Source organism: Streptomyces sp. NPDC107517 (genome assembly GCF_055582645.1).
In genome coordinates, this window is sequence record NZ_JBVJPM010000002.1 from 176813 (window position 1) to 197136 (window position 20324).

Annotated in this window: 19 protein-coding genes; 15 read left to right on the forward strand and 4 right to left on the reverse strand. The window is 71.2% G+C overall.

Annotated elements, in window-relative coordinates; genetic code table 11:
* Window positions 1-313: 313 nt before the first annotated feature.
* Genes ACZ67T_RS04535 through ACZ67T_RS04600 form a run of 14 tightly spaced genes read left to right on the forward strand, consistent with a single transcriptional unit; the run spans window position 314 to window position 13664 of the window.
* A complete protein-coding gene (locus ACZ67T_RS04535) occupies window positions 314-1327 on the forward strand; it encodes an ABC transporter ATP-binding protein (protein ID WP_469981521.1) in 1014 nt (337 codons plus the stop codon).
* Window positions 1324-2190, forward strand: coding sequence for an MlaE family ABC transporter permease (locus ACZ67T_RS04540; RefSeq protein ID WP_469981522.1), 867 nt, complete (start codon window positions 1324-1326; stop codon window positions 2188-2190). The genes ACZ67T_RS04535 and ACZ67T_RS04540 overlap by 4 nt, the downstream gene beginning before the upstream one ends.
* Window positions 2191-2198: 8 nt before the next feature.
* Complete coding sequence (locus tag ACZ67T_RS04545) at window positions 2199-3005, forward strand: MlaE family ABC transporter permease (RefSeq protein WP_326775967.1); 807 nt, start codon at window positions 2199-2201, stop codon at window positions 3003-3005.
* Between the two features lies 1 nt (window position 3006).
* A complete protein-coding gene (locus ACZ67T_RS04550; RefSeq protein ID WP_469981523.1) occupies window positions 3007-4248 on the forward strand; it encodes an MCE family protein in 1242 nt (413 codons plus the stop codon).
* Between the two features lie 26 nt (window positions 4249-4274).
* Entirely contained in the window at window positions 4275-5306 is a 1032-nt protein-coding gene (locus ACZ67T_RS04555) for an MCE family protein (RefSeq protein ID WP_469982247.1), read from the forward strand.
* Window positions 5307-5311: 5 nt separating this feature from the next.
* A complete protein-coding gene (locus tag ACZ67T_RS04560) occupies window positions 5312-6376 on the forward strand; it encodes an MCE family protein (RefSeq protein WP_469982249.1) in 1065 nt (354 codons plus the stop codon).
* Window positions 6376-7377 carry an MCE family protein gene (locus ACZ67T_RS04565; RefSeq protein WP_469981524.1) on the forward strand — a complete coding sequence of 334 codons (1002 nt, stop codon included), beginning with the start codon at window positions 6376-6378 and terminating at the stop codon, window positions 7375-7377. The genes ACZ67T_RS04560 and ACZ67T_RS04565 overlap by 1 nt, the downstream gene beginning before the upstream one ends.
* A complete protein-coding gene (locus ACZ67T_RS04570; protein WP_469981525.1) occupies window positions 7374-8531 on the forward strand; it encodes an MCE family protein in 1158 nt (385 codons plus the stop codon). The genes ACZ67T_RS04565 and ACZ67T_RS04570 overlap by 4 nt, the downstream gene beginning before the upstream one ends.
* Window positions 8528-9757, forward strand: coding sequence for an MlaD family protein (locus ACZ67T_RS04575; protein ID WP_469981526.1), 1230 nt, complete (start codon window positions 8528-8530; stop codon window positions 9755-9757). Before ACZ67T_RS04570 ends, ACZ67T_RS04575 begins: the two co-directional genes overlap by 4 nt.
* The gene (locus ACZ67T_RS04580) at window positions 9754-10272 is read left to right on the forward strand and encodes a hypothetical protein (protein WP_469981527.1); all 519 of its coding nucleotides are present in this window, start codon (window positions 9754-9756) and stop codon (window positions 10270-10272) included. Before ACZ67T_RS04575 ends, ACZ67T_RS04580 begins: the two co-directional genes overlap by 4 nt.
* Complete coding sequence (locus tag ACZ67T_RS04585; protein WP_469981528.1) at window positions 10269-11018, forward strand: hypothetical protein; 750 nt, start codon at window positions 10269-10271, stop codon at window positions 11016-11018. The genes ACZ67T_RS04580 and ACZ67T_RS04585 overlap by 4 nt, the downstream gene beginning before the upstream one ends.
* Before the next feature lie 33 nt (window positions 11019-11051).
* Window positions 11052-11579 (forward strand): nuclear transport factor 2 family protein, encoded by a 528-nt coding sequence (locus ACZ67T_RS04590; protein WP_469981529.1) that lies wholly within the window; start codon window positions 11052-11054, stop codon window positions 11577-11579.
* 20 nt (window positions 11580-11599) lie between these two features.
* Window positions 11600-12385 carry a hypothetical protein gene (locus ACZ67T_RS04595; RefSeq protein ID WP_469981530.1) on the forward strand — a complete coding sequence of 262 codons (786 nt, stop codon included), beginning with the start codon at window positions 11600-11602 and terminating at the stop codon, window positions 12383-12385.
* Between the two features lie 49 nt (window positions 12386-12434).
* The gene (locus ACZ67T_RS04600; RefSeq protein ID WP_469982251.1) at window positions 12435-13664 is read left to right on the forward strand and encodes a lytic transglycosylase domain-containing protein; all 1230 of its coding nucleotides are present in this window, start codon (window positions 12435-12437) and stop codon (window positions 13662-13664) included.
* Window positions 13665-13770: 106 nt separating this feature from the next.
* Here ACZ67T_RS04600 and ACZ67T_RS04605 read toward each other — a convergent pair whose 3' ends face one another.
* Window positions 13771-15015 (reverse strand): cytochrome P450, encoded by a 1245-nt coding sequence (locus tag ACZ67T_RS04605; RefSeq protein WP_469981531.1) that lies wholly within the window; start codon window positions 15013-15015, stop codon window positions 13771-13773.
* 224 nt (window positions 15016-15239) lie between these two features.
* On the opposite strand from ACZ67T_RS04605, the gene ACZ67T_RS04610 reads away from it, so the two are divergent.
* Window positions 15240-16409, forward strand: a complete 1170-nt coding sequence (locus ACZ67T_RS04610; protein ID WP_100591989.1) for a steroid 3-ketoacyl-CoA thiolase — start codon at window positions 15240-15242, stop codon at window positions 16407-16409.
* Window positions 16410-16538: 129 nt separating this feature from the next.
* Here ACZ67T_RS04610 and ACZ67T_RS04615 read toward each other — a convergent pair whose 3' ends face one another.
* Genes ACZ67T_RS04615 through ACZ67T_RS04625 form a run of 3 tightly spaced genes read right to left on the reverse strand, consistent with a single transcriptional unit; the run spans window position 16539 to window position 20310 of the window.
* On the reverse strand, window positions 16539-17423 hold the full coding sequence (locus tag ACZ67T_RS04615) for an ECF transporter S component (RefSeq protein WP_469981532.1): 885 nt from the start codon (window positions 17421-17423) through the stop codon (window positions 16539-16541).
* Window positions 17420-19111, reverse strand: a complete 1692-nt coding sequence (locus ACZ67T_RS04620; RefSeq protein ID WP_469981533.1) for an ABC transporter ATP-binding protein — start codon at window positions 19109-19111, stop codon at window positions 17420-17422. Before ACZ67T_RS04620 ends, ACZ67T_RS04615 begins: the two co-directional genes overlap by 4 nt.
* Window positions 19108-20310 (reverse strand): energy-coupling factor transporter transmembrane component T, encoded by a 1203-nt coding sequence (locus tag ACZ67T_RS04625; protein ID WP_469981534.1) that lies wholly within the window; start codon window positions 20308-20310, stop codon window positions 19108-19110. Before ACZ67T_RS04625 ends, ACZ67T_RS04620 begins: the two co-directional genes overlap by 4 nt.
* Window positions 20311-20324: the final 14 nt, after the last annotated feature.

The following is a 20324-nucleotide window of genomic DNA, read 5'->3' on the forward strand; positions in this document are numbered from 1 at the left end:
CATAACCCACGAACAAAACAGCCGACCCGATTCGTGGGGAACTGACAAGAACGATAGGGGTGTTCGAGGTCCCGTGGAAACTTCGTGAACCGCTATTGCCGGGTTAGGTTACTCGGCCGTAACGTCAAATCCGTGGCCTCCCCCACAGGTTCTGCTCACTTGGAAACAAGGCTGTGCCGCCACTTTGTCACCCGCTGGCAAATTACTCACCGCGGTGCGGAATTAGCTGTCGTACTGCTTGTCCCGGCGGTATCGGCCGACTTAGCGTGCGCCTCCCGGTGCACATGAGCAACGAGTGCTTGCTGGAGGTGACATGGGAATCGAAGTGAAGGTCGAGGGCCTGACCAAGTCCTTCGGTAAGCAGAACATCTGGCAGGACGTCAGCCTCACTCTGCCCGCCGGCGAGGTCAGCGTGATGCTCGGGCCGTCCGGCACCGGCAAGACCGTCTTCCTCAAGTCCCTGATCGGGCTGCTCAAGCCCGAGCGGGGGCGGGTGATGGTCGACGGTGTCGACATGGTGCGCAGTCCCGAGCGGGATGTGATGGAGGCCCGGAAGCTGTTCGGGCTGATGTTCCAGGACGGCGCCCTGTTCGGGTCGATGAACCTCTTCGACAACATCGCCTTCCCGCTGCGCGAGCACACGAGGAAGAAGGAGCCGGAGATCCGGCGGATCGTCATGGAGCGCATCGACGCCGTCGGGTTGGTGGGCTCGGAGGGGAAGCTGCCGGGGGAGATCAGCGGCGGTATGCGGAAGCGGGCCGGGCTGGCGCGAGCCCTCGTGCTCGATCCGCAGATCATCCTCTGCGACGAACCCGACTCCGGGCTCGACCCCGTACGGACCGCCTTTATCTCGCAGTTGCTCATCGACCTGAACACGACGACCGACGCGACCATGCTCATCGTCACCCACAACCTCGACATCGCCGCGACCGTGCCCGACAACATGGGGATGCTCTTCCGGCGCAACCTCGTGACGTTCGGGCCGCGCGAGGTGCTCCTCACCAGTGAGGAACCGGTCGTCGCGCAGTTCCTCACCGCCAGCAAGGCCGGGCCGATCGGGATGTCGGAGGAGAAGGACGCGGCGACGCTGGCCGCCGAGGCCGAGCGGAACGGGGGTGTGGCCACCGTTTCGCCGCGCGAGATCGTGCCGCAACTTGAGCCGTCACCCGGACTCGGGGCGCGAGGTGCTGTCGCGCGGCGCCGGGAGCGGGTGCTCGGGCTGCTCGACTCCTTGCCGGAGTCGGCGCGGGACGCGATCCGGGCCGCGTACGGCCGCGAGGCGCTGGAGCCGACTGCCGTGTTGCCCCGGGCCGGGGGTGCTGTATGAGCACGGAGACTCGTCTGCCGGAGAAGGGTGAGTCCCGGGTGCGGCATCGTCGTGGTCGGGCGCGCAGTTCCCCGCGCCCCTACGGGGCGCAGGCCAATCCGCTGCTCGGGCCGCTCAGGCAGACCGGCAAGCTGTTCGTCCTCGGGGCCGAAGTGGCGCGGGCCGTGTTCCGGCGGCCGTTCCAGTTCCGGGAGTTCGTCGAGCAGTTCTGGTTCATCGCCAGCGTCACCATCCTGCCCGCCGCCCTCGTCTCCATCCCGTTCGGTGCGGTCATCGCCCTCCAAGTCGGCTCGCTCACCCAGCAGTTGGGTGCTCAGTCCTTCACCGGCGGGGCCAGCGTGCTCGCCGTCATCCAGCAGGCCAGCCCTCTCATCGTGGCGCTGCTCATCGCGGGGGCGGGCGGCTCCGCCATCTGCGCCGACCTCGGGTCGCGCAAGATCCGCGAGGAACTGGATGCCATGACCGTCATGGGCGTCTCACCCGTGCAGCGGCTCGTGGTGCCCCGGGTGCTGGCCACCATGTCCGTCGCGCTGCTGCTCAACGGCATGGTGTCCGTCGTCGGCACGCTGGGCGGTTACTTCTTCAACGTGGTCATGCAGCACGGGACCCCGGGCGCGTATCTGCAGAGCTTCAGCGCGCTCGCCCAGCTCCCCGACCTCTACATCAGCGAGCTGAAAGCCCTCATCTTCGGGTTCATCGCCGGGATCGTGGCCGCCTACCGCGGGCTCAACCCGCGCGGCGGGCCGAAGGGCGTCGGGGACGCCGTCAACCAGTCCGTCGTCATCACCTTCATCCTGCTCTTCTTCGTGAACATGGTGATGACGGGGATCTACCTCCAGGTCGTTCCGCCGAAGGGAGGCTGAGCCGCCCCATGGCCTCCCCACTGGCATGGCTCGATCGCTCCGGCGATCAACTCATCTTCTACATACGGGCGTTGGCGTGGGCCCCGCGCACTCTGCGCCGCTACACGAAGGAGGTGCAGCGTCTTCTCGCCGAGGTCGCGTTCGGGTCCGGCGGGCTCGGCGTCATCGGCGGCACCATCGGCGTGATGATCGCGATGACCGCCGCCACGGGCACCGTCGTCGGACTCCAGGGTTACGCCGCCCTGGACCAGATCGGCACCGCCGCGTTCACCGGGTTCGTGTCCGCGTACTTCAACACCCGCGAAATCGCCCCGCTCGTGGCGGGTCTCGCGCTGTCGGCGACCGTCGGCGCCGGGTTCACCGCGCAGCTCGGCGCCATGCGGATCAACGAGGAGGTCGACGCGCTCGAAGGGATGGGTGTGCGGTCCCTGCCGTATCTCGTCACCACCCGCATCATCGCCGGCGTCGTCGCCATCGTGCCGCTCTACGCCGTCGGGCTGCTCTCCTCCTACTTCGCCTCGCGCCTGGTCACGGTCGTCTTCAACGGCCAGTCGCAGGGCACGTACGACCACTACTTCAATCTCTTCCTCTCGCCGACGGACGTCCTGCTGTCCGTCCTGAAAGTGCTGATCTTCAGCGTCATGGTCATCGTCGCCCACTGCTACTACGGCTTCCGCGCCAGTGGCGGGCCCGCCGGTGTCGGCGTCGCCGTGGGACGGTCCGTGCGCAACGCCATCGTCCTGATCTCCGTCACCGACTTCTTCCTGTCGCTCGCCCTGTGGGGCGCGACCACGACGGTGAAGGTGGCGGGCTGACATGAGGACCCTGCGCCGCAGACTCGCGGGTGTCGTCTTCCTGATCGTGCCGGCGCTGCTCATCTGGCTCGCCGTCGCCGTCTACAACAAGGACTTCACCAACTCAGACCCGGTCGTCGTCGAGACCGGGAACGTGGGCAACGAGATGCATCTCGGCGCCGAGGTCAAGTTGCGGGGCGTCGTGCTCGGCGAGGTCCGCGGGATCGACGCCACCGCCGACGGCGCCCGCCTCACCCTCGCGCTCGAACCCGGCGCCCTGGACCACATCCCCGACGACGTCCGCGCCCAGATGCTGCCGACCACGCTGTTCGGCGAGCGCTACGTCGCCCTCGTACCGCCCTCAAGCCCCAGCACCCGGACGCTGCCGGCCGGGGCCGTCATCCCGCAGGACCGGTCCGCCAACGCCATCGAGCTGCAGCAGGTGCTCGACGACGTCCTGCCGATGCTCACCGCCGTACAGCCGCAGAAGCTGTCCGCGACCCTTTCCGCCGTCTCCCAGGCGCTGCAGGGGCGAGGCGACCGCATCGGCGACACGCTCACCCAACTCGACGCGCACCTGCGGAAGTTCAATCCGAACCTGCCTACCTTGAACGAAGATCTGAAGCAGCTCGTGAAGGTCTCCCACGTGTACGCCGATGCCGCGCCCGGCATCATCGACGCGCTCACCGACTTCACCACCACCAGCGGCACGATCGCCGAGAAGGAGAGCGAACTCGCCGGCACCTACGGGGCCACGACCCGGACCGCCGAGGACCTCGACGCCTTCCTGCGTGCCAACCAGCACAACATCATCCGGCTCTCCGCCACCTCCCGTCCCACACTCCAGCTGCTCGCCGAGTACGCGCCGTCCTTCCCGTGCACGCTGCGGACCCTCGCCGACTTCGTGCCGCGCATGGACAAGGTCCTCGGCAAGGGCACGGACCGGCACGGCATCCATGTGGACCTCACCACCGTTCCCTCGCGCGGCGGGTACGCCGCCGGGCGGGACACCCCCGCGTACACCTCCGGCGGCGGTCCGCACTGCTACCCGGTGCCGTATCTCGGCGCCGGGACCGCCAGGGCGCCCGTCACCGCCACCGCCTCCGCCGAGCAGGACCTCGGGCCCGCCAACTCGCCGCAGGAGAACGACCTGGTGAACGAGCTCATCGCACCGGGCGCCAAGACCTCGCCCGACGACCTGCCCGACTGGTCGAGTCTGCTCGCCGGGCCCGTGTACCGGGGGGCGGAGGTGAAGCTCAAGTGAACGCAGCCGCAGAGGAGTTCGCGCACATGAAGCGGCGGTCCCTCGCCGGGCCGCTGGTCAAGTCGCTCGTCTTCGTCGTTGTCACCGCCCTTGCCACCACCGTGCTCGGCTTCTCCATCGCCAACACGGGCGTCGGCACCGACACCGTCACCTACAAGGCCCTGTTCACCGATGTCACCGGCCTCATCGACGGGGACGGCGTACGGATCTCCGGGGTGAAGGTCGGGGAGGTGACGGACGTGCGCGTCGTCGACCGGCGCACCGCCCAGGTCACCTTCACCGTCGAGAAGGGCCGGCCCCTGCCGCGTACCACGACCGCCGCCGTGAAGTACCTCAACATGGTCGGCCAGCGCTACGTCGCCCTGGGCCGCGGCACCGGCGCCACGTCCGGCGACCTCGGCCCCGGCGGCACGATCCCGCTCACCCGCACCACTCCCGCCCTCGACCTCACGCTCCTGTTCAACGGGTTCAAGCCGCTGTTCGAGGGCCTGTCCCCGAAGGACGTGAACGAGCTCGCCGGGTCCATCGTGAAGGTACTCCAGGGCGAGGGCGGCACCGTCGACAGTCTCATCGAGCACGTCGGCTCGCTGTCGTCGACCGTCGCCGCCAAGGACAAGGTGATCGGAGAGGTCGTCGGGAACCTCACCGACGTCCTGACCACGATCAACGACCGCGAGGACCAATTCGACGACCTCGTCACCACGCTCCAGGAGCTCGTCTCCGGCTTCAACGACGACCGCAAACCGCTCGGCCACGCCATCGAGGCGATGGGCGACCTGACGACCGTCACCGCCGGGTTCCTGCAGGACGCGCGGGCGCCGCTGAAGGGCGACATCCACCAGCTGGGACGCCTCTCCACCTCGCTCGGGGACGGTATTCCGCAGATCGAGAACTTCCTCGACAAGACCCCCGCCAAGCTGACCGCCCTGTCACGCCTGTCGTCGTACGGCTCCTGGTTCAACCTGTACCTCTGCGAGGCAAGGGTCGGCGGCCTGACCATGTCCGACGGATCGAAGCCGCCCACCGGCATCGCCGTCACCGCTGCGAGGTGCCAGTGATGCGGATGCCAGTGAAGGTCAGAAGGCTCTCGGTGAAACCGATCCAGGAGCGCAACCCCGTCGCCGTGGCCGTCGTCGGCCTCCTGGTGCTCGCCCTCCTCGTGCTCGCCGCGTTCAACGCGAGCAGCCTGCCCGTCATCGGCGGCGGCACCGTCTACTCCGCCGACTTCAGCGAGGCCGCCGGCCTCGGCGACGGCGACGAGGTGCGTATCGCGGGGGTCAAGGTCGGCGAGGTCACAGGCGTCGCCCTCGACGGGAACAAGGTGAAGGTCACCTTCGACATCCAGGACAGGGCCACCTGGATCGGCGACCGCACCACCGCCGCCATCGCCATCAAGACCCTGCTCGGCGAGAAGTACGTCGCCCTCGACCCGGTCGGCTCGGCCCGCCAGGACCCGGGCTCCCGCATCCCGCTCTCCCGCACCACATCCCCGTACGACGTCACGCAGGCATTCCAGGACCTCAGCGGCACCATCGACGAGATCGACACGAAGCAGCTCGCCGCGAGCTTCGAGACGATCTCCGACACGTTCAAGGACTCGCCGCCCGATGTGCGGGCGGCGGTCAAGGGCCTGTCCGCACTGTCCAGGACCGTGTCGTCCAGGGATACGCAGCTCGCCAAACTCCTCGCGGGCAGCAAGAAGTTGACGAAAACACTCAAGACGAAGAAGTCCAGCTTCGAGACGCTCATCGACGACGGCGGCTCCCTGCTCGGCGAGCTGCGCAAACGGCGGGCCGCCATCAAGGCGCTGCTCAGCGGCAGCTCGGCGCTCGGCAAGGAACTCGGCGGACTCGTCACCGACAACGAGAAACAGCTCGGACCGACCCTGAAGGCCCTCGGCCGGGTGACGGACGTCCTGGCGAAGAACCAGGGCAAGCTCGACAAGACCCTCGCCCTCGTCGGCCCCTACTACCGGCTCGTCGGCAACACCCTCGGCGACGGCCGCTGGTTCGACAGCTATCTGTGTGGCGTCGTGCCGCGCAACTACCTGCCTGAGGACTCCCTGCCGGCGACCTCCTGCATGCCGCCGAAGAACGGAAAGTACGACGTCAAGGGTGGTGGCCAGTAATGAGTACGCGCCGCAGACTGCTCGTCGGGACACTCGCGCTCGCCGTGCTCCTGGCCGCCGGGATCGTCGGCGTACGGGCCACGGGGCCGGGCGGCACCCGGATCACCGCCTACTTCGAGCGGGCCGTCGGCATCTACGCCGGCTCCGACCTGCGGATCCTGGGCGTACACGTCGGACGGGTCGCCTCCGTGGATCCCGAGGGTACCCAGGTGCGGGTCACACTCGACATCGACGACGGAGTGAAGGTGCCGGCCGGGGCACGGGCCGTGGCGGTCGCGCCCAGCGTCGTCGCCGACCGGTACGTGCAGCTCACGCCCGCCTACACCACGGGCCCCGCGCTGCGTGACGGCGCGAAGCTGCCCGCGTCCCGCAACCGCACCCCCGTCGAGATCGACCAGCTCTACGACAGCGTCACCGAGCTGAGCAAGGCGCTCGGCCCCGGCGGCGCGAACGCCCAGGGCGCCCTTTCCGGACTGCTCGACACCGGCGCCAAGAACCTCAAGGGCAACGGGGCGGCGATGGGTGACAGCATCGAACAGTTCGGCAAGGCCGCCAAGACGCTCAACGGCAGCAGCGACGACCTGTTCACGACGCTCAGCCAACTCCAGACGTTCACCACGATGCTGAAGGAGAAGGACGGCGGCGTGCGCACCGCACAGGAGAACCTCGACGACGTCACGAACTACTTCGCCGACAACAAGGACGACCTCGCCGCCGCGCTCAGGGAACTCGGCAAGGCACTCGGCCAGGTGAAGGCGTTCATCAAGGACAACCGGGGCGAGCTGAAGAAGAACGTCGAGCGGCTCGTGCCGATCACCCAGACGCTCGTCGACCAGCGCGCGTCGCTCGCCGAGGCCCTCGACGTCGCGCCACTGGCCGCAGGGAACGTGGTGAACGCGTACAACCCGCGCACCCGCACCCTCGACGGGCGCGCGAACCTGAACGAGCTGAGCATGGGCGGGCCCCTGCTGCCGCTGCCCGTCGTAGGCGGTGACCGGTGACCGCAGTCCGTCGCCGGAAGGCGGCCACCGGCGCCGGGATCGGCTGCGTCCTGTCGGTCGTGGTCGCCTTCTGCCTGACCCTCGGCGTGATATCCGTCCCCACCCCGTCCTTCGGCGGGATCGAGGACCTGCCGCTGCCCGGCGGTGCCGACCTCGGCCCCCATCCCTACACGATCACCGCCGACATGAAGGACGTGCTCAGCCTCGTCCCGCAGTCCGCGGTCAAGGTGAACGACGTCGCCGTGGGGCGCGTCACCGACATCCGCCTGGCGAGCGGCGGCAGCTGGGCCGCGCGCGTCACCCTGCGCATCAACGGCGACGTCGAGCTGCCCGCCGGCACCAGCGCCCGCCTGGAACAGTCCAGCCTGCTCGGCGAGAAGTACGTGCAGCTCGTCGCGCCGAGGAACGGCACCGGGTCCCTGCACGGCGGCGACCGCATCCCCCTGTCACGCACCGGCCGCAACACCGAGGTCGAGGAGGTCTTCGGCGCCCTGTCGCTGCTCCTCAACGGTGGCGGTGTCAGCCAGCTCAAGACCATCACCACCGAGCTCAACTCGGCGCTCGGCGGCCGGGAACCGGAAGTCCGCTCGACGCTGCGCCGCGTCAACACCCTCGTCACGAACCTCGACGACCACCGCGGCGACATCACCGCGGCGCTCGACGGCGTCAACCAGCTGTCGGCGACACTCGCGCACCGTAAGGAGGACGTCGGGACCGTGCTGACGAGGCTCTCACCCGGGCTCAAGACCCTGGAGAAACAACGGGGTTCACTGGTGACCATGCTGCGCTCCCTCGACCGGCTCAAGGGAGTCGCCGTCGACACCATCGACGCGGGCCAGGCCGACATGGTCGCCGACCTCAAGGCCATCGCACCCACCCTCAAGGCGCTGGCCGACGCCGGCAAGGACCTGCCGGACTCCCTTCAGGTCCTGCTCACCTATCCGTTCACGGACGAGGTGCTGCGCGGCGTCAAGGGCGACTACCTCAACGCGTATCTGGACGTGACGGCCGTGCCGGGCACCCAGCTGATCCCACCGTTGACCGAGGCCGACCCGTCCCCGTCTTTGTCCCCGTCGAAGACGGCGCAGTCCTCCTCCGCGCGGAAGTCGCCGCTGCCGCTGCCCTCCGTGACGCCGGGGGGCGGTGCCCGGTGATCACCCTCGCGGTCCGCCTCAAGAACCTCGCGTTCCTCGTCGTCGCCGTCCTGGTCCTCGGCTACCTGGGCATCCGATACGCCGATCTGGGCCGCTACGTCGGAGCCGCCGACTATTACACAGTGAAGGTCCAACTCCCGCGCACAGGAGGACTGTTCACGCATTCTGACGTCACCTACCGGGGTGTGTCGGTGGGCCGGGTCGGACCGATCGGGCTCACCTCCGACGGGGTGCAGGCCGAACTGCGCATCAAGAAGTCCGCGCCCCGCATCCCCGACGACGCCAGGGCGGTCGTAGCGAGCCTGTCCGCCGTCGGCGAGCAGTACATCGACCTGCGCCCCGGCCGTACGGACGGCCCCTATCTCGCGGACGGGGCCCGCATCGCCCCGGTCGCGACGAGCGTGCCGCGTCCGGTGACGGACGTCCTGTCGAGCGTGGACGATCTGACGACATCCGTGCCGCTCGACTCGCTGCGCACCGTCGTCGACGAGTTCGGCAAGGCCTTCGAAGGACGCGGCGACGACCTCCAGATCCTCATGGACAACGGCTCCGACTTCGTCCAGGCCGCCGACCGCGCCCTGCCGCAGACCACGAAACTCATGGCCGACGGCGAGGTCGTGCTGCGCACCCAGGCCGAAGAGGGCCGGGCTATAAGGGACTTCGCGTCCGGCGCGAAGGACCTCGCGGCCACGCTCAAGGGCTCCGACGCCGACCTGCGCCGCCTCATCATGGCCGCGCCGGAGGCCGCCACCCAGCTCAGCGCACTCCTACGCGACCTGGACCCGGACATCGGCGTCGTCCTGGCCAACCTCCTCACCACCTCGGAGGTCGCCGTCACCCGGCAGCACGGCACTGAGGAACTCCTCGTGAAGCTGCCCGCGGCCGTCGCGGCGGGAGCATCGGCCGTCGACGGAAAGAAGGTCAACCTCGGCATGGCGGTCACTTTCTTCAAACCCCTGCCCTGCACGGCCGGTTACTCCGGTACGCGCTACCGCCTCGGCACGGATCTGAGTACGGCGCCGGCGCTCAACAAGGGCGCGCGCTGCACGTCACCCCCATCGAGCGGGATCGGCGTACGCGGCTCGGCGAACGCGCCGGACGGCGGAGGCGTCCCGACGCCGGCCCGGCCCGGGGCCCTGTCCCTGCCCTCGGTGGACGGCGCCGCGGACCGGACGTCACCGGGCATGGCGGATCTGCTCGCCCTCCCGCCCGGGAGCAGCGCGTGAGGGCGTGGGGGCGCGGCCCGCGACGAGTCCTCGCGGGGGCGGGGCTCGCCACGGCACTCGCGCTGTGCGGGACGGGCGCCTGGTCGTACGCACAGGCACGGGGTGACGACGATCTCGCATACGCCCGCTCGCGCGACGCGGCCCTGGCCGACGGGCGCGCGGCCGTCGTGACGCTCACGACCCTGGACGCGTCGACCAAGACGCGCGCCCGCTCGGGCATCACCACCTGGAAGACGGTCACTACGGGTCCGCTCCGTACACAGCTCGGCCGTTTGTCACCGGCCGCCGGGGCGTCCTCGCGGGGCGTGGTCACGGACGCGGCGATCACGGCGCTCGACGACCGCGCGGGCACCGCGAAGCTCATCGCCACGGTCCGGGTGGAGACCACGCCGAAGAACGCCGAGTCCCCGTCGGTGGAACGCAAACGCCTGGAGGCACTCCTCGCGCGCTCCTCACACGGCACCTGGCAGGTGAAGGCGCTGAACGCGGTACCGGTGACGGAGGTGTCCGGATGATGTGGGAGGGGATCGGACGCGTGGTGCGGGTAGAGACGGAGGGAGATGAACTGCCGGACGCCGAGCCGGAGTTCTCGGCTGAGAGTGGGCCTGCGTCGACGGACCGTGATCCTGCCCCGGCGCCCGACGCCGCTGCGGGAACCAATGTCGACGCCGACGGGGAGACCAGTACCGACGCCGCTGCGGGAACCAATGTCGACGCCGACGCGGAGACCAGTACCGACGCCCGGCAGCCCGCCGTCCGGCCCCGCCGTCGGCTCCTCCTCGGCACCACCGTCGCCTCTGTCCTGCTCGCCCTCGTCGGCGGCGTATTCCTTTACCAGGCTGACGAGTTGAGAAGCACGCCCGCCGCGGCCAACCGCGCGCTCACCGACGTCGAGGCGACCACCCGGGTCGGCGGGGACGTCGGCAGTGCGCTCGCCAAGGTCTTCTCGTACGCGCCCGGCGGCACCGATGCCACCGAACGCTCCGCGCGTGAAGTGCTCTCTGGCCGCGCCGCGCACCAGTACGAGCAGCTCTTCGCCCAGGTCAAGGACAACGTCCGCACCCAACGTGTCACCCTCACCACGCAGGCCGTGCGGATCGGCACCGTCAGCCTGCGCGGGGACACCGCGCATCTGCTCGTCTTCCTCGACCAGACTGCCCGGCGCGGCGGGGGCAAGCCCTCGACGTCCGCGGCCCAGCTCTCCGTGACGGCCCGGCTGCGGGGCGACATATGGCTGATCGTCGACATCAAGGCCCGTTGAGCCGCCTCCCCCGGCCCGAAGAAGGGACCGCGCATGACCCGGTTCACCCAGCCCCTGCTCGCCTCGGCGCTCGCCCTCGCCCTCGTCGCGGGCGGTGTCGCCGCATGGGCCGGCTGGTCCTGGTACGAGGCGGCGCACGACGACTCCGCCGCGTACGCCGCCTCCCGCGACGACGTCCTGGAGGCGGGTGAGCAGGCCGTGCAGAACCTCAACACGCTGGACCATCGCCGTCTCGGCAGCGGACTCGACCTGTGGGAGTCCTCGACCACCGGTGATCTGCACAGCCAACTGGTGAAGGGTCGCGACGCGTTCGCCGCACAGGTGAAGAGCGCGAAGACCGTCAGCACGGCCAAGGTGCTGTCCGGGGCGGTGACCGAGCTCGACCAACGGGCGGGCCGAGCCCGCGTGATGGTCGCTCTGCGTGTCACCGTCCGGGCCTCCGGCCAGAAGGCGACCGACAAGGACAGCCGCATGCTCGGCGAACTCATCCGGACCGGCGGCCACTGGAAGCTCAGCGCCCTCGGCCAGGCACAGGTCGGCGACACCGCGACGACGGACTGACCAGGGGAGAGGCCCAACAGATGTCGACCACGCGCCACCACCTCAACCGCCAGCGCCGCCTGGCGGCGAAACCGTCCCGGCCGGAACGGGGCCGGTCCGCCTCCCCGGCGTCGACGCCCGTGCGGACCGGGGTCGATGCGATCACCACGGCCACCGTCGCCCCGAAGGCAGCCCCGGCTCCGAAGAACGTGATCCCGCTCGCCAGGCCCCGCCCCCGCCCGAAAGTCACGGCGGCGGACTCCCCGCGCCGCCCCCGCCCCCAGCGCACCACCACCCACCCACCCCGTCGGCCCGCCCCCCTGCTCCTCGTCCTGTGCGCTCTCACCCTCCTCCTCGGTGCCTTCGCCGGCTGGGCGTACGCCGAGGCGCGCGGGCTGCGCGACGACGAGGCGAACCGCAACACCGCGCTCACCGACCCGGCCCGCACCAGCGAGGTCAAGGGGCAGGCGGCCGAGGCGGTGAACGCCCTGTTCTCGTACGACCACGCCAACCCGGGGGCCGAGGAGAAATCCGTCGCCACCCTCCTCACCGGCAAGGCCGTCGAACAGCACCGCAAGTTGCTTGCCCCCGTGCTCGCGCAGGCGGAGAAGCAGAAGACGGTCGTGACCACCACCGTCACGGACAGCGCCGTCGAGCGCATCGACGGCAACCGTGCCCGCGTCCTCGTCTTCGCCGACCAGAGCAGTACGAGCACCGCAGCGAAGGCGAAGGACGCCGCGAGCTACGCGGGCGCGATGCTCGCAGTCGACCTCGTGCTCCATGACGGCCGCTGGCTGGTCTCCGGCATCGACACCTTCGGCCGGTGACGGCACGTTCCGCCACTACGTGAGACAAGGAGTCCGACCCGTGAACCCCGTGAACCCCGTGAAGCGCGGACCGCACCTCCTCACCCGCCTGCGCCCCCGCGACGCCCGCACCCGCCGCGGACTGCGCGGCACCGCCGTCGCCGCGGCCGCGGTGGCCCTGCTCACGGCGTCCCAGGCGCCCGGGATCGTCGAGGAGCTGGGCGGCGGGAAGGGCGGCGACAGCGCGGAGCGCCCCGCGTCGGCCGAGGCTCCGCTGCCCTACGTGAACTCGCAGGGCGACGACTCTTACCACACCGAACTGCCGCCCCTGAACAGCCCGGACGCGCCCGCGCGCGTCTACCCGCCCGCCCAGATCCGCGCCCAGTCCGGCATCCCGGCCACCGTCCTGGCCGCCTATCGCAGGGCCGAGTCGGCGATCGCCCGTACCGACGCGGGCTGCCGGCTGCCCTGGGAGCTGCTCGCCGCCATCGGCAAGGTCGAGTCGGGCCAGGCCCGCGGCGGCGCCGTCGACGCGCACGGCACGACCCTGGGCCGTATCACCGGACCCGCTCTCAACGGCCAGGGGTTCGCCCTGATCCGGGACTCGGACGGCGGGGCGTGGGACGGTGACACGGTCTACGACCGGGCGGTCGGCCCGATGCAGTTCCTGCCGGGGACGTGGCGGCGCTGGGGTGCCGACGGCAATGGAGACGGGGACAAGAATCCCAACAACATCTTCGACGCCGCCCTGGCGGCGGGCCACTACCTGTGCGCCGGAAACCGTGACGTCAGCCGTACGGCCGGCCTCGAACGGGCCGTCCTCAGCTACAACTACTCACGCGACTATCTCCAACTGGTCCTGTACTGGATGGAGTTCTACCGCGAGGGCGTGCACACCGTGCCCGACGGCAAGGGTGTGATCCCGAGGAGCCCCGGCGCGGGCGGCGACACCCCGGCGACCACCCCGGTCGGCGGCGGCAAGGGCCCGGGCAGGGGCGGGGGCGGCGGGATCGTCATCGGGCCCGATCCGACCCCCTCCGGGCCCTCGGACGGCGGCAGCCCCGACCCCAGCCCCGGCCCGGGCCCGAGCGGTGACCCGTCGGATCCGCCCACGCAGTCACCGGACCCGAGCGACCCCCCGTCGTCGCAGGACCCCGGCACCCCGTCGGACCCCGGCAGCACCCCGCCGACGGACTGCCCCACGGACACGGCGTCCCCGTCGCCCGACCCGGGCGAGTCCCCCTCGCCGTCCCCGTCGCCCAGTCCCTCGCCGTCGGAGTGCCCGGAACCGGGCGCGTAGCACGGCGCGGTGCTTGGGCCTCAGGGAGGCGGGGAGACAGGGAGGCAGGGGCGTGGCGTAGGGGGATGGCCCCTGCCTCCCTGGGCCGGCGTGCGGCCGCCCGCGGTCAGCCGGTGCTGACCTGAAGTTCCTTGACGCCGTTGAGCCAGGCCGAGCGGAGCCTGCGCGGGTCGCCGGCCAGGCGCAGGTCCGGCATGGCGTCGGCCACGGCGTTGAAGATGAGGTTGATCTCGAGCGTGGCCAGCGACTTGCCGAGGCAGAAGTGCGGGCCTCCGCCGCCGAATCCGAGGTGCGGGTTCGGGTCGCGGGTGATGTCGAACTCGTCGGGGCGGTCGAAGACCTCGGGGTCGTGGTTGGCCGACGAGTAGAACATGCCGACCCGGTCGCCCTTCTTGATCTGCACGCCGCCGAGCTCCGTGTCCTGGGTCGCGGTGCGCTGGAAGGAGACCACGGGGGTCGCCCAGCGGACGATCTCCTCCGCCGTCGTCTCCGGGCGCTCCCGCTTGAACAGCTCCCACTGGTCGGGGTGCGTGAGGAAGGCGTGCATGCCGTGGGTGATGGCGTTGCGCGTCGTCTCGTTGCCGGCCACCGCGAGCAGGATCACGAAGAAACCGAACTCGTCCGAGGAGAGGTTCCCCTCGTTCTCCGCCGCCACCAGCTGGCTCACGATGTCCTTGGCCGGGCACTCCTTGCGGGCGGCGGCCAGGTTCATGGCGTAGCTGACGATCTCCATGGCCGCCTCGGCGCCGACCTCCTCGGTGATCGCGTACTCAGGGTCGTCGTACGCCGCCATCTTGTTGGACCAGTCGAAGATCTTGGTGCGGTCGTCCTGGGGGACGCCGATCAGCTCGGCGATGGCCTGGAGCGGGAGTTCGACGGCCACGTTCGTGACGAAGTCGAAGGAGCCGTCGGGCGCGGCGTTCGCGAGCGCCGCCTCGACGATGGAGCCGGCACGGTTGCGCAGGGCGTCCTCCAGTGAGCGGATGGCGCGGGGCGTGAAGCCGCGCTGGACGATCTGCCTCACCCGGGTGTGCTCCGGCGGGTCCATGTTGAGCATGATCAGCTTCTGGACGTCGATCTGGTCGCGGCTGATCGACTCGTTGAAGCGGATGACGGCGGTGTTGAGATTCGAGGAGAAGAGCTCCGGGCGCGTGGAGACGTACTTGACGTCCGCGTGCCGGGTCACGGCCCAGTAGCCCGAGTCCTTGAAGCCGGAGATGCCGGTCGGCTGGGCGATCCACCGCACCGGTTCCGTCTGCCGGAGCTGGGCGAACTCGGGGAAGGGGACGCGGTCCTGGAGAAGGTCGGGGTCGGTGAGGTCGAACCCTTCGGGCAGCGCTGGGCACGGCATGGGCAACTCCCGGTGACGGTCTGACGGGGCGTCAGCTTGTCGGCACCGTAGTAACGGGTTCTACAACTGGCAAGACCCGTGGTACGCCCGATTGCGCGCGCGGTACGTGCACGACCCTTGCGTACCGGGAGTAGCACCATCGAGACTGCACGGAGAACTGGTACGCGTTCTAGTTCTTACGTCTTCTGGTTCGGTCCGGGAATGTGTGGAGAGGACGACAGCTCATGGCCGCGGAACCCGTCATCGTAGAAGCCGTACGTACCCCGATCGGCAAGCGCGGAGGCGCGCTCGCCAATCTTCATCCCGCGTATCTCCTCGGCGAGACGTACCGGGAACTGCTCGGCAGGACCGGCATCCACGCCGACTGCGTCGAGCAGATCGTGGGCGGCACGGTGACCCACGCGGGCGAACAGTCCATGAATCCGGCGCGCACGGCCTGGCTCACCATGGGCCTGCCCTACGAGACGGCGGCCACCACCGTCGACTGTCAGTGCGGCTCCTCGCAGCAGGCCTCGCACATGACCGCCAACATGATCGCCGCCGGTGTCATCGACATCGGCATCAGCTGCGGGGTCGAGGCGATGTCGCGGGTGCCGCTCGGCTCCGGCTCCAAGCACGGTCCGGGCAAGCCGTTCCCCGAGGAGTGGAACGTCGACCTGCCCAACCAGTTCGAGGCCGCCGAGCGCATCGCGCGCCACCGCGGACTGACCCGCGAGAACGTCGACTCGCTGGGGCTCATCTCCCAGGAACGCGCCGCGACCGCGTGGGCCGAGGAGCGCTTCAAACGCGAGACGTTCGCCGTGCAGGTGCCCACGAACGAGGACGAGCAGGCCGCCGGGCAGGGCATGTGGCGGCTCGTGGACCGGGACGAGGGCCTGCGCGACACCACCATGGAGGGCCTTGGCGGGCTCAAACCGGTCATGCCGACCGCCGTGCACACCGCGGGCAACTCCTCGCAGATATCCGACGGCGCCTCGGCGATCATGTGGGCGTCCAAGCGGATGGCGCGCGCCCTGAAGCTCAAGCCGCGCGCCCGGATCGTCGCCCAGGCACTGGTCGGTGCCGACCCCCACTTCCACCTGGACGGGCCGATCGACGCCACCCGCGCCGTGCTCGGCAAGTCGGGCATGTCGCTCAAGGACATCGACCTTGTCGAGATCAACGAGGCGTTCGCGTCCGTCGTGCTCAGCTGGGCGCAGGTCTTCGAGCAGGACCTGGCGAAGGTCAACGTGAACGGTGGGGCCATCGCCCTCGGTCACCCCGTCGGCGCGACCGGCGCCCGGCTCATCACCACGGCCCTGCACGAGCTGGAGCGCCAGGACAAGGAGTTCGCGCTGATCACGATGTGCGCGGGCGGCGGGCTGGCGACGGGCACGATCATCCAGAGGCTGTAGCGGGGCCCGTTCCCGGGCGGCCCGGAACGCACGACGAAGGCGGCACCCTCCCGCGGGGGGAAGGTGCCGCCTTCTCGGGTCAGCCGGGGCCGGCCAAGGCCGGTTCGGTGACGCAGCGCGCGTGTAGGCCTACGGCTCGGTGCTCTCGAAGGTGACCGGGGCCTCGAACGCGGCCAGGCGCGTGGCCCGCCGCAGCGCCCTCAGGAGCGCCGGGCCGACCGTGACGGTGAGGACGACGGTCAGGGCCGCCCGGCCCAGGTCCCAGCCCAGCGACGTGGCCAGGCAGTAGGCGAGGAAGCGGACCAGGTTCTCGTGCAGCGGGGCGCCCGCCTGGAACGCGACGCTCGACGACAGCGAGTCCAGGAACGGCCAGCCGGCCAGGTTCATGACGGTGCCGTACGCGAACGCGGCGAGGAACCCGTACGCCGCCAGCATCAGCACCTCGGCGCGGCCGCGCAGCCTCCCCCAAGCTCTCGGCTTCGCTCGAGCAGGGGGGACCCCCATCGCGCCGGGCAGCAGCCCCGCGCCCATCGTGAACCAGCCCATCGACAGCATCTGGAACGGCATCCACGGACCGACCCCGCCGGTGAGCAGCGCGGACGCGAACATGGTCACGGACCCGAGTACGAACCCGAAGCCCGGCCCGAGCACCCGCCCGCTCAGCACCATCAGGAAGAACATCGGCTCGATGCCGGCGGTCCCCGCCCCGATCGGCCGCAGCGCCGCGCCCGTCGCGGCAAGGACCCCGAGCATCGCCACCGCCTTGGGCCCGACCCCGCCCTCGGACACGGCGGCCGCCACCACGCCCACCAGCAGGACGAGCAGCCCCGCGAACAGCCAGGGCGCGTCCTGCGCATGCGCGCTGACCTGCGACGAAGGGCCCGCGAGCAGCGGCCATCCGAAGGCGGCCACCCCCACGGCACTCACGAGGAGCAGGGCCACCACCGAGCGGGGGCCGAGGCGCACGGCGCGGACGCGGCGGTCGGGGCGCCCGGTCCCGGGTGCGGTCCTCATGCCCGTTCCTCCGGCCCGCCCGCTGACTCCAGGGCCTCGCGGACCTGGGCCACCGTGAGCCACTTGCCCGGGGCCAGCACCTTGGCGACCTGGGGGGAGAAGGCGGGGGAGGCCACGACCACCTCGGGTGTGGGTCCGTTCGCCACGATCTCGCCGTCGGCGAGGACGGCGACGCGGTGGGACAGCTCGGCGGCCAGTTCCACGTCGTGCGTGGCCAGGACGACGGAGTGCCCCTCGGCCGCGAGGCCGCGCAGGACCGTGATCAGGCGGGCCTTCGCCGCGTAGTCGAGGCCGCGCGTCGGCTCGTCGAGCAGGAGCAGCGGGGGGCGGGCCGTCAGCACGATCGCCAGGGCGAGGGTGAGGCGCTGGCCCTCCGAGAGGTCACGGGGGTGGGTGTCGTCCGCGATGCCGGGCAACAGCCGCGAGACCAGAGCACGGCAGGTGCCCGGATCCGCGCCCGCGTCATGGTCGGCGGCGGCGCACTCGGCGGCCACCGTGTCCGCGTACAGGAGGTCCCGCGGTTCCTGCGGGACCAGACCGACGCGGCGGATCAGCTCGCGCGGGCCCGTGCGGTGCGGGACCGCGCCGCCCACCAGGGCCGTGCCGGACGACGGGCGGACCAGGCCGACCAGGGTGGACAGGAGAGTGGACTTGCCGGCGCCGTTGCGGCCCATCAGGGCGACGATCTCGCCGGGCCCGACCGTGAGGTCGACGTGGCGCAGCGCCTCGACGCGCCCCCGCCGCACCGCGAGCCCCGCGACCTCGGCGACGGCGGCCACCCCGGGCTGCTTGCGGGTGCGGCGCAGCGGGGACCGGCGGGAGCCGGGGGAGGCAGTGGCCGGCGGCTGCTCATGAGGCTCGCGCGGCTCGTGCCCCGCCAGGCGCTCCCGCAGCTCCCCGGACCCGCGCCGCGCGTCCCGCACCGTCAGCGGCAGCGGTGACCAGCCCGCGAGGCGGCCCAGGTCCACGACCGGCGGGAACACCGGCGACACGGCCATGATCTCGGCGGGGGCGCCCATCAGCAGGGGTTCGCCGGGCCCGGCGAGGAGCGCGACCTGGTCCGCGTACTGCACGACCCGCTCAAGCCGGTGCTCGGCCATCAGGACCGTCGTGCCGAGGTCGTGCACGAGGCGCTGGAGCACCGCGAGGACCTCCTCCGCGGCCGCCGGGTCGAGCGCGGACGTCGGCTCGTCGAGGACCAGGACCCGCGGGTGCGGGGTGAGGACGGAGCCGATGGCGACGCGCTGCTGCTGCCCGCCGGACAGCGTCGCGATGGGACGGTCGCGCAGATCGGCGAGGCCGAGCAGGTCGAGGGTCTCCTCGACGCGGCGCCGCATCACGTCGGGCGCGAGCCCGAGCGACTCCATGCCGTACGCGAGCTCGTCCTCGACCGTGTCGGTGACGAAGTGGGAGAGCGGGTCCTGCCCCACCGTGCCCACCACGTCGGCGAGTTCGCGCGGCTTGTGCGTACGGGTGTCGCGCCCCGCCACCGTGACGCGCCCGCTCAGCGTGCCCCCCGTGAAGTGCGGCACGAGGCCGCTCACCGCGCCGAGCAGCGTCGACTTGCCGACGCCCGAAGGGCCCACGAGCAGCACCAGCTCGCCCTCGGGCACGTCGAGCCGAATGTCACGGACCGTGGGTGTCGCGGCCCTGTCGTACGTCACCGAGACGTCCTCGAACCGGATCATGAAGCCTCCTTCGAGGGCGTTTCGGCGAGCGGCGGCGCGGGCGCCACGAACGCGGGGAGCAGTCCGAGCAGCACCCCGGCCGCGGGCCACAGCGGCAGCGTCGGCGCGGCCAGCGGCACGACGCCGGGTGCCAGGGCCGAGGGGTCGTAGGAACCGGCCCGGATCATCACGGCGGCGACGGCCGCCCCCGACGCGGCGACGAGCCACGCCCGCACGCCCCACACGTCGGGCCGGTACCGGGTGCGGACCGAGCGGCGCCCGCCGAGCCAGAGCCCGCCGAGCGCGGCCGCCACCCCGGCGAGCAGCACGGGCAGCCCGTACCGCCCGCCGTCCGCGGTCAGCAGCCCGTACGTACCCGCGCACACCCCGACCAAGCCGCCCAGCGTCAGCACCGCGGTGGCCCGGCGCACGGCGGCCGAGACCTCGGCCGTGCGCCCGTACCCGCGCGCGTCCATCGCGGCGGCCAGCGCCACCGACCGCTCGAGTGCGCCCTCAAGGACGGGGAGACCGACCTGCGCCAGGCCCCGCAGCCCCTTGTCGGGCCGGCCGCGCAGTCGGCGCGCGGCGCGCAGCCGCCGCACATCGGCGATCAGGTTCGGCGCGAACGTCATCGCGACGACGACGGCGACCCCGGCCTCGTACAGTGCGCCCGGCAGGGACTTGAGGAGCCGGGCCGGGCTCGCGAGGGCGTTCGCCGCGCCCACGCAGATCAGCAGCGCGGCCAGCTTCAGGCCGTCGTACAGCGCGAACACCAGACCCTCGACCGTGACCCGGCCCCCGATCCGCACCCCTTGCGCCCACTCGGGCAGCGGCACCTCGGGCAGGGTGACGAGCAGGTGCGTGCCCGGGATCGGCGACCCCAGGAACACCGCGAACACCAGCCGGATCCCGATCACCGTGAGCCCCAGCTTCACGAACGCCCCGTAGGAACGCGCCCACGGCGCCGACGTGCGCCGCGCGGCCACCACATACCCGGCCACCCCGATGAGCAGCGCGAGCAGCAGCGGATTCGTCGTCCGGGACGCCGCCGTGCCGAGCCCGAGGGCCCAGAGCCACCAGGCGCCAGGGTGCAGCGCGTTCGAGCGGTGGGCCTGGGGCGCGGCGAGCGGACGACGGCGCGCGGACGGCCCCGTCCCCGGGTCGCGCGCGAGGCGCGTACGCGGGGCGGGGTGCGGTGAACCTGCGCCGGTGCCGCTCATCGGATCGTCGTGTC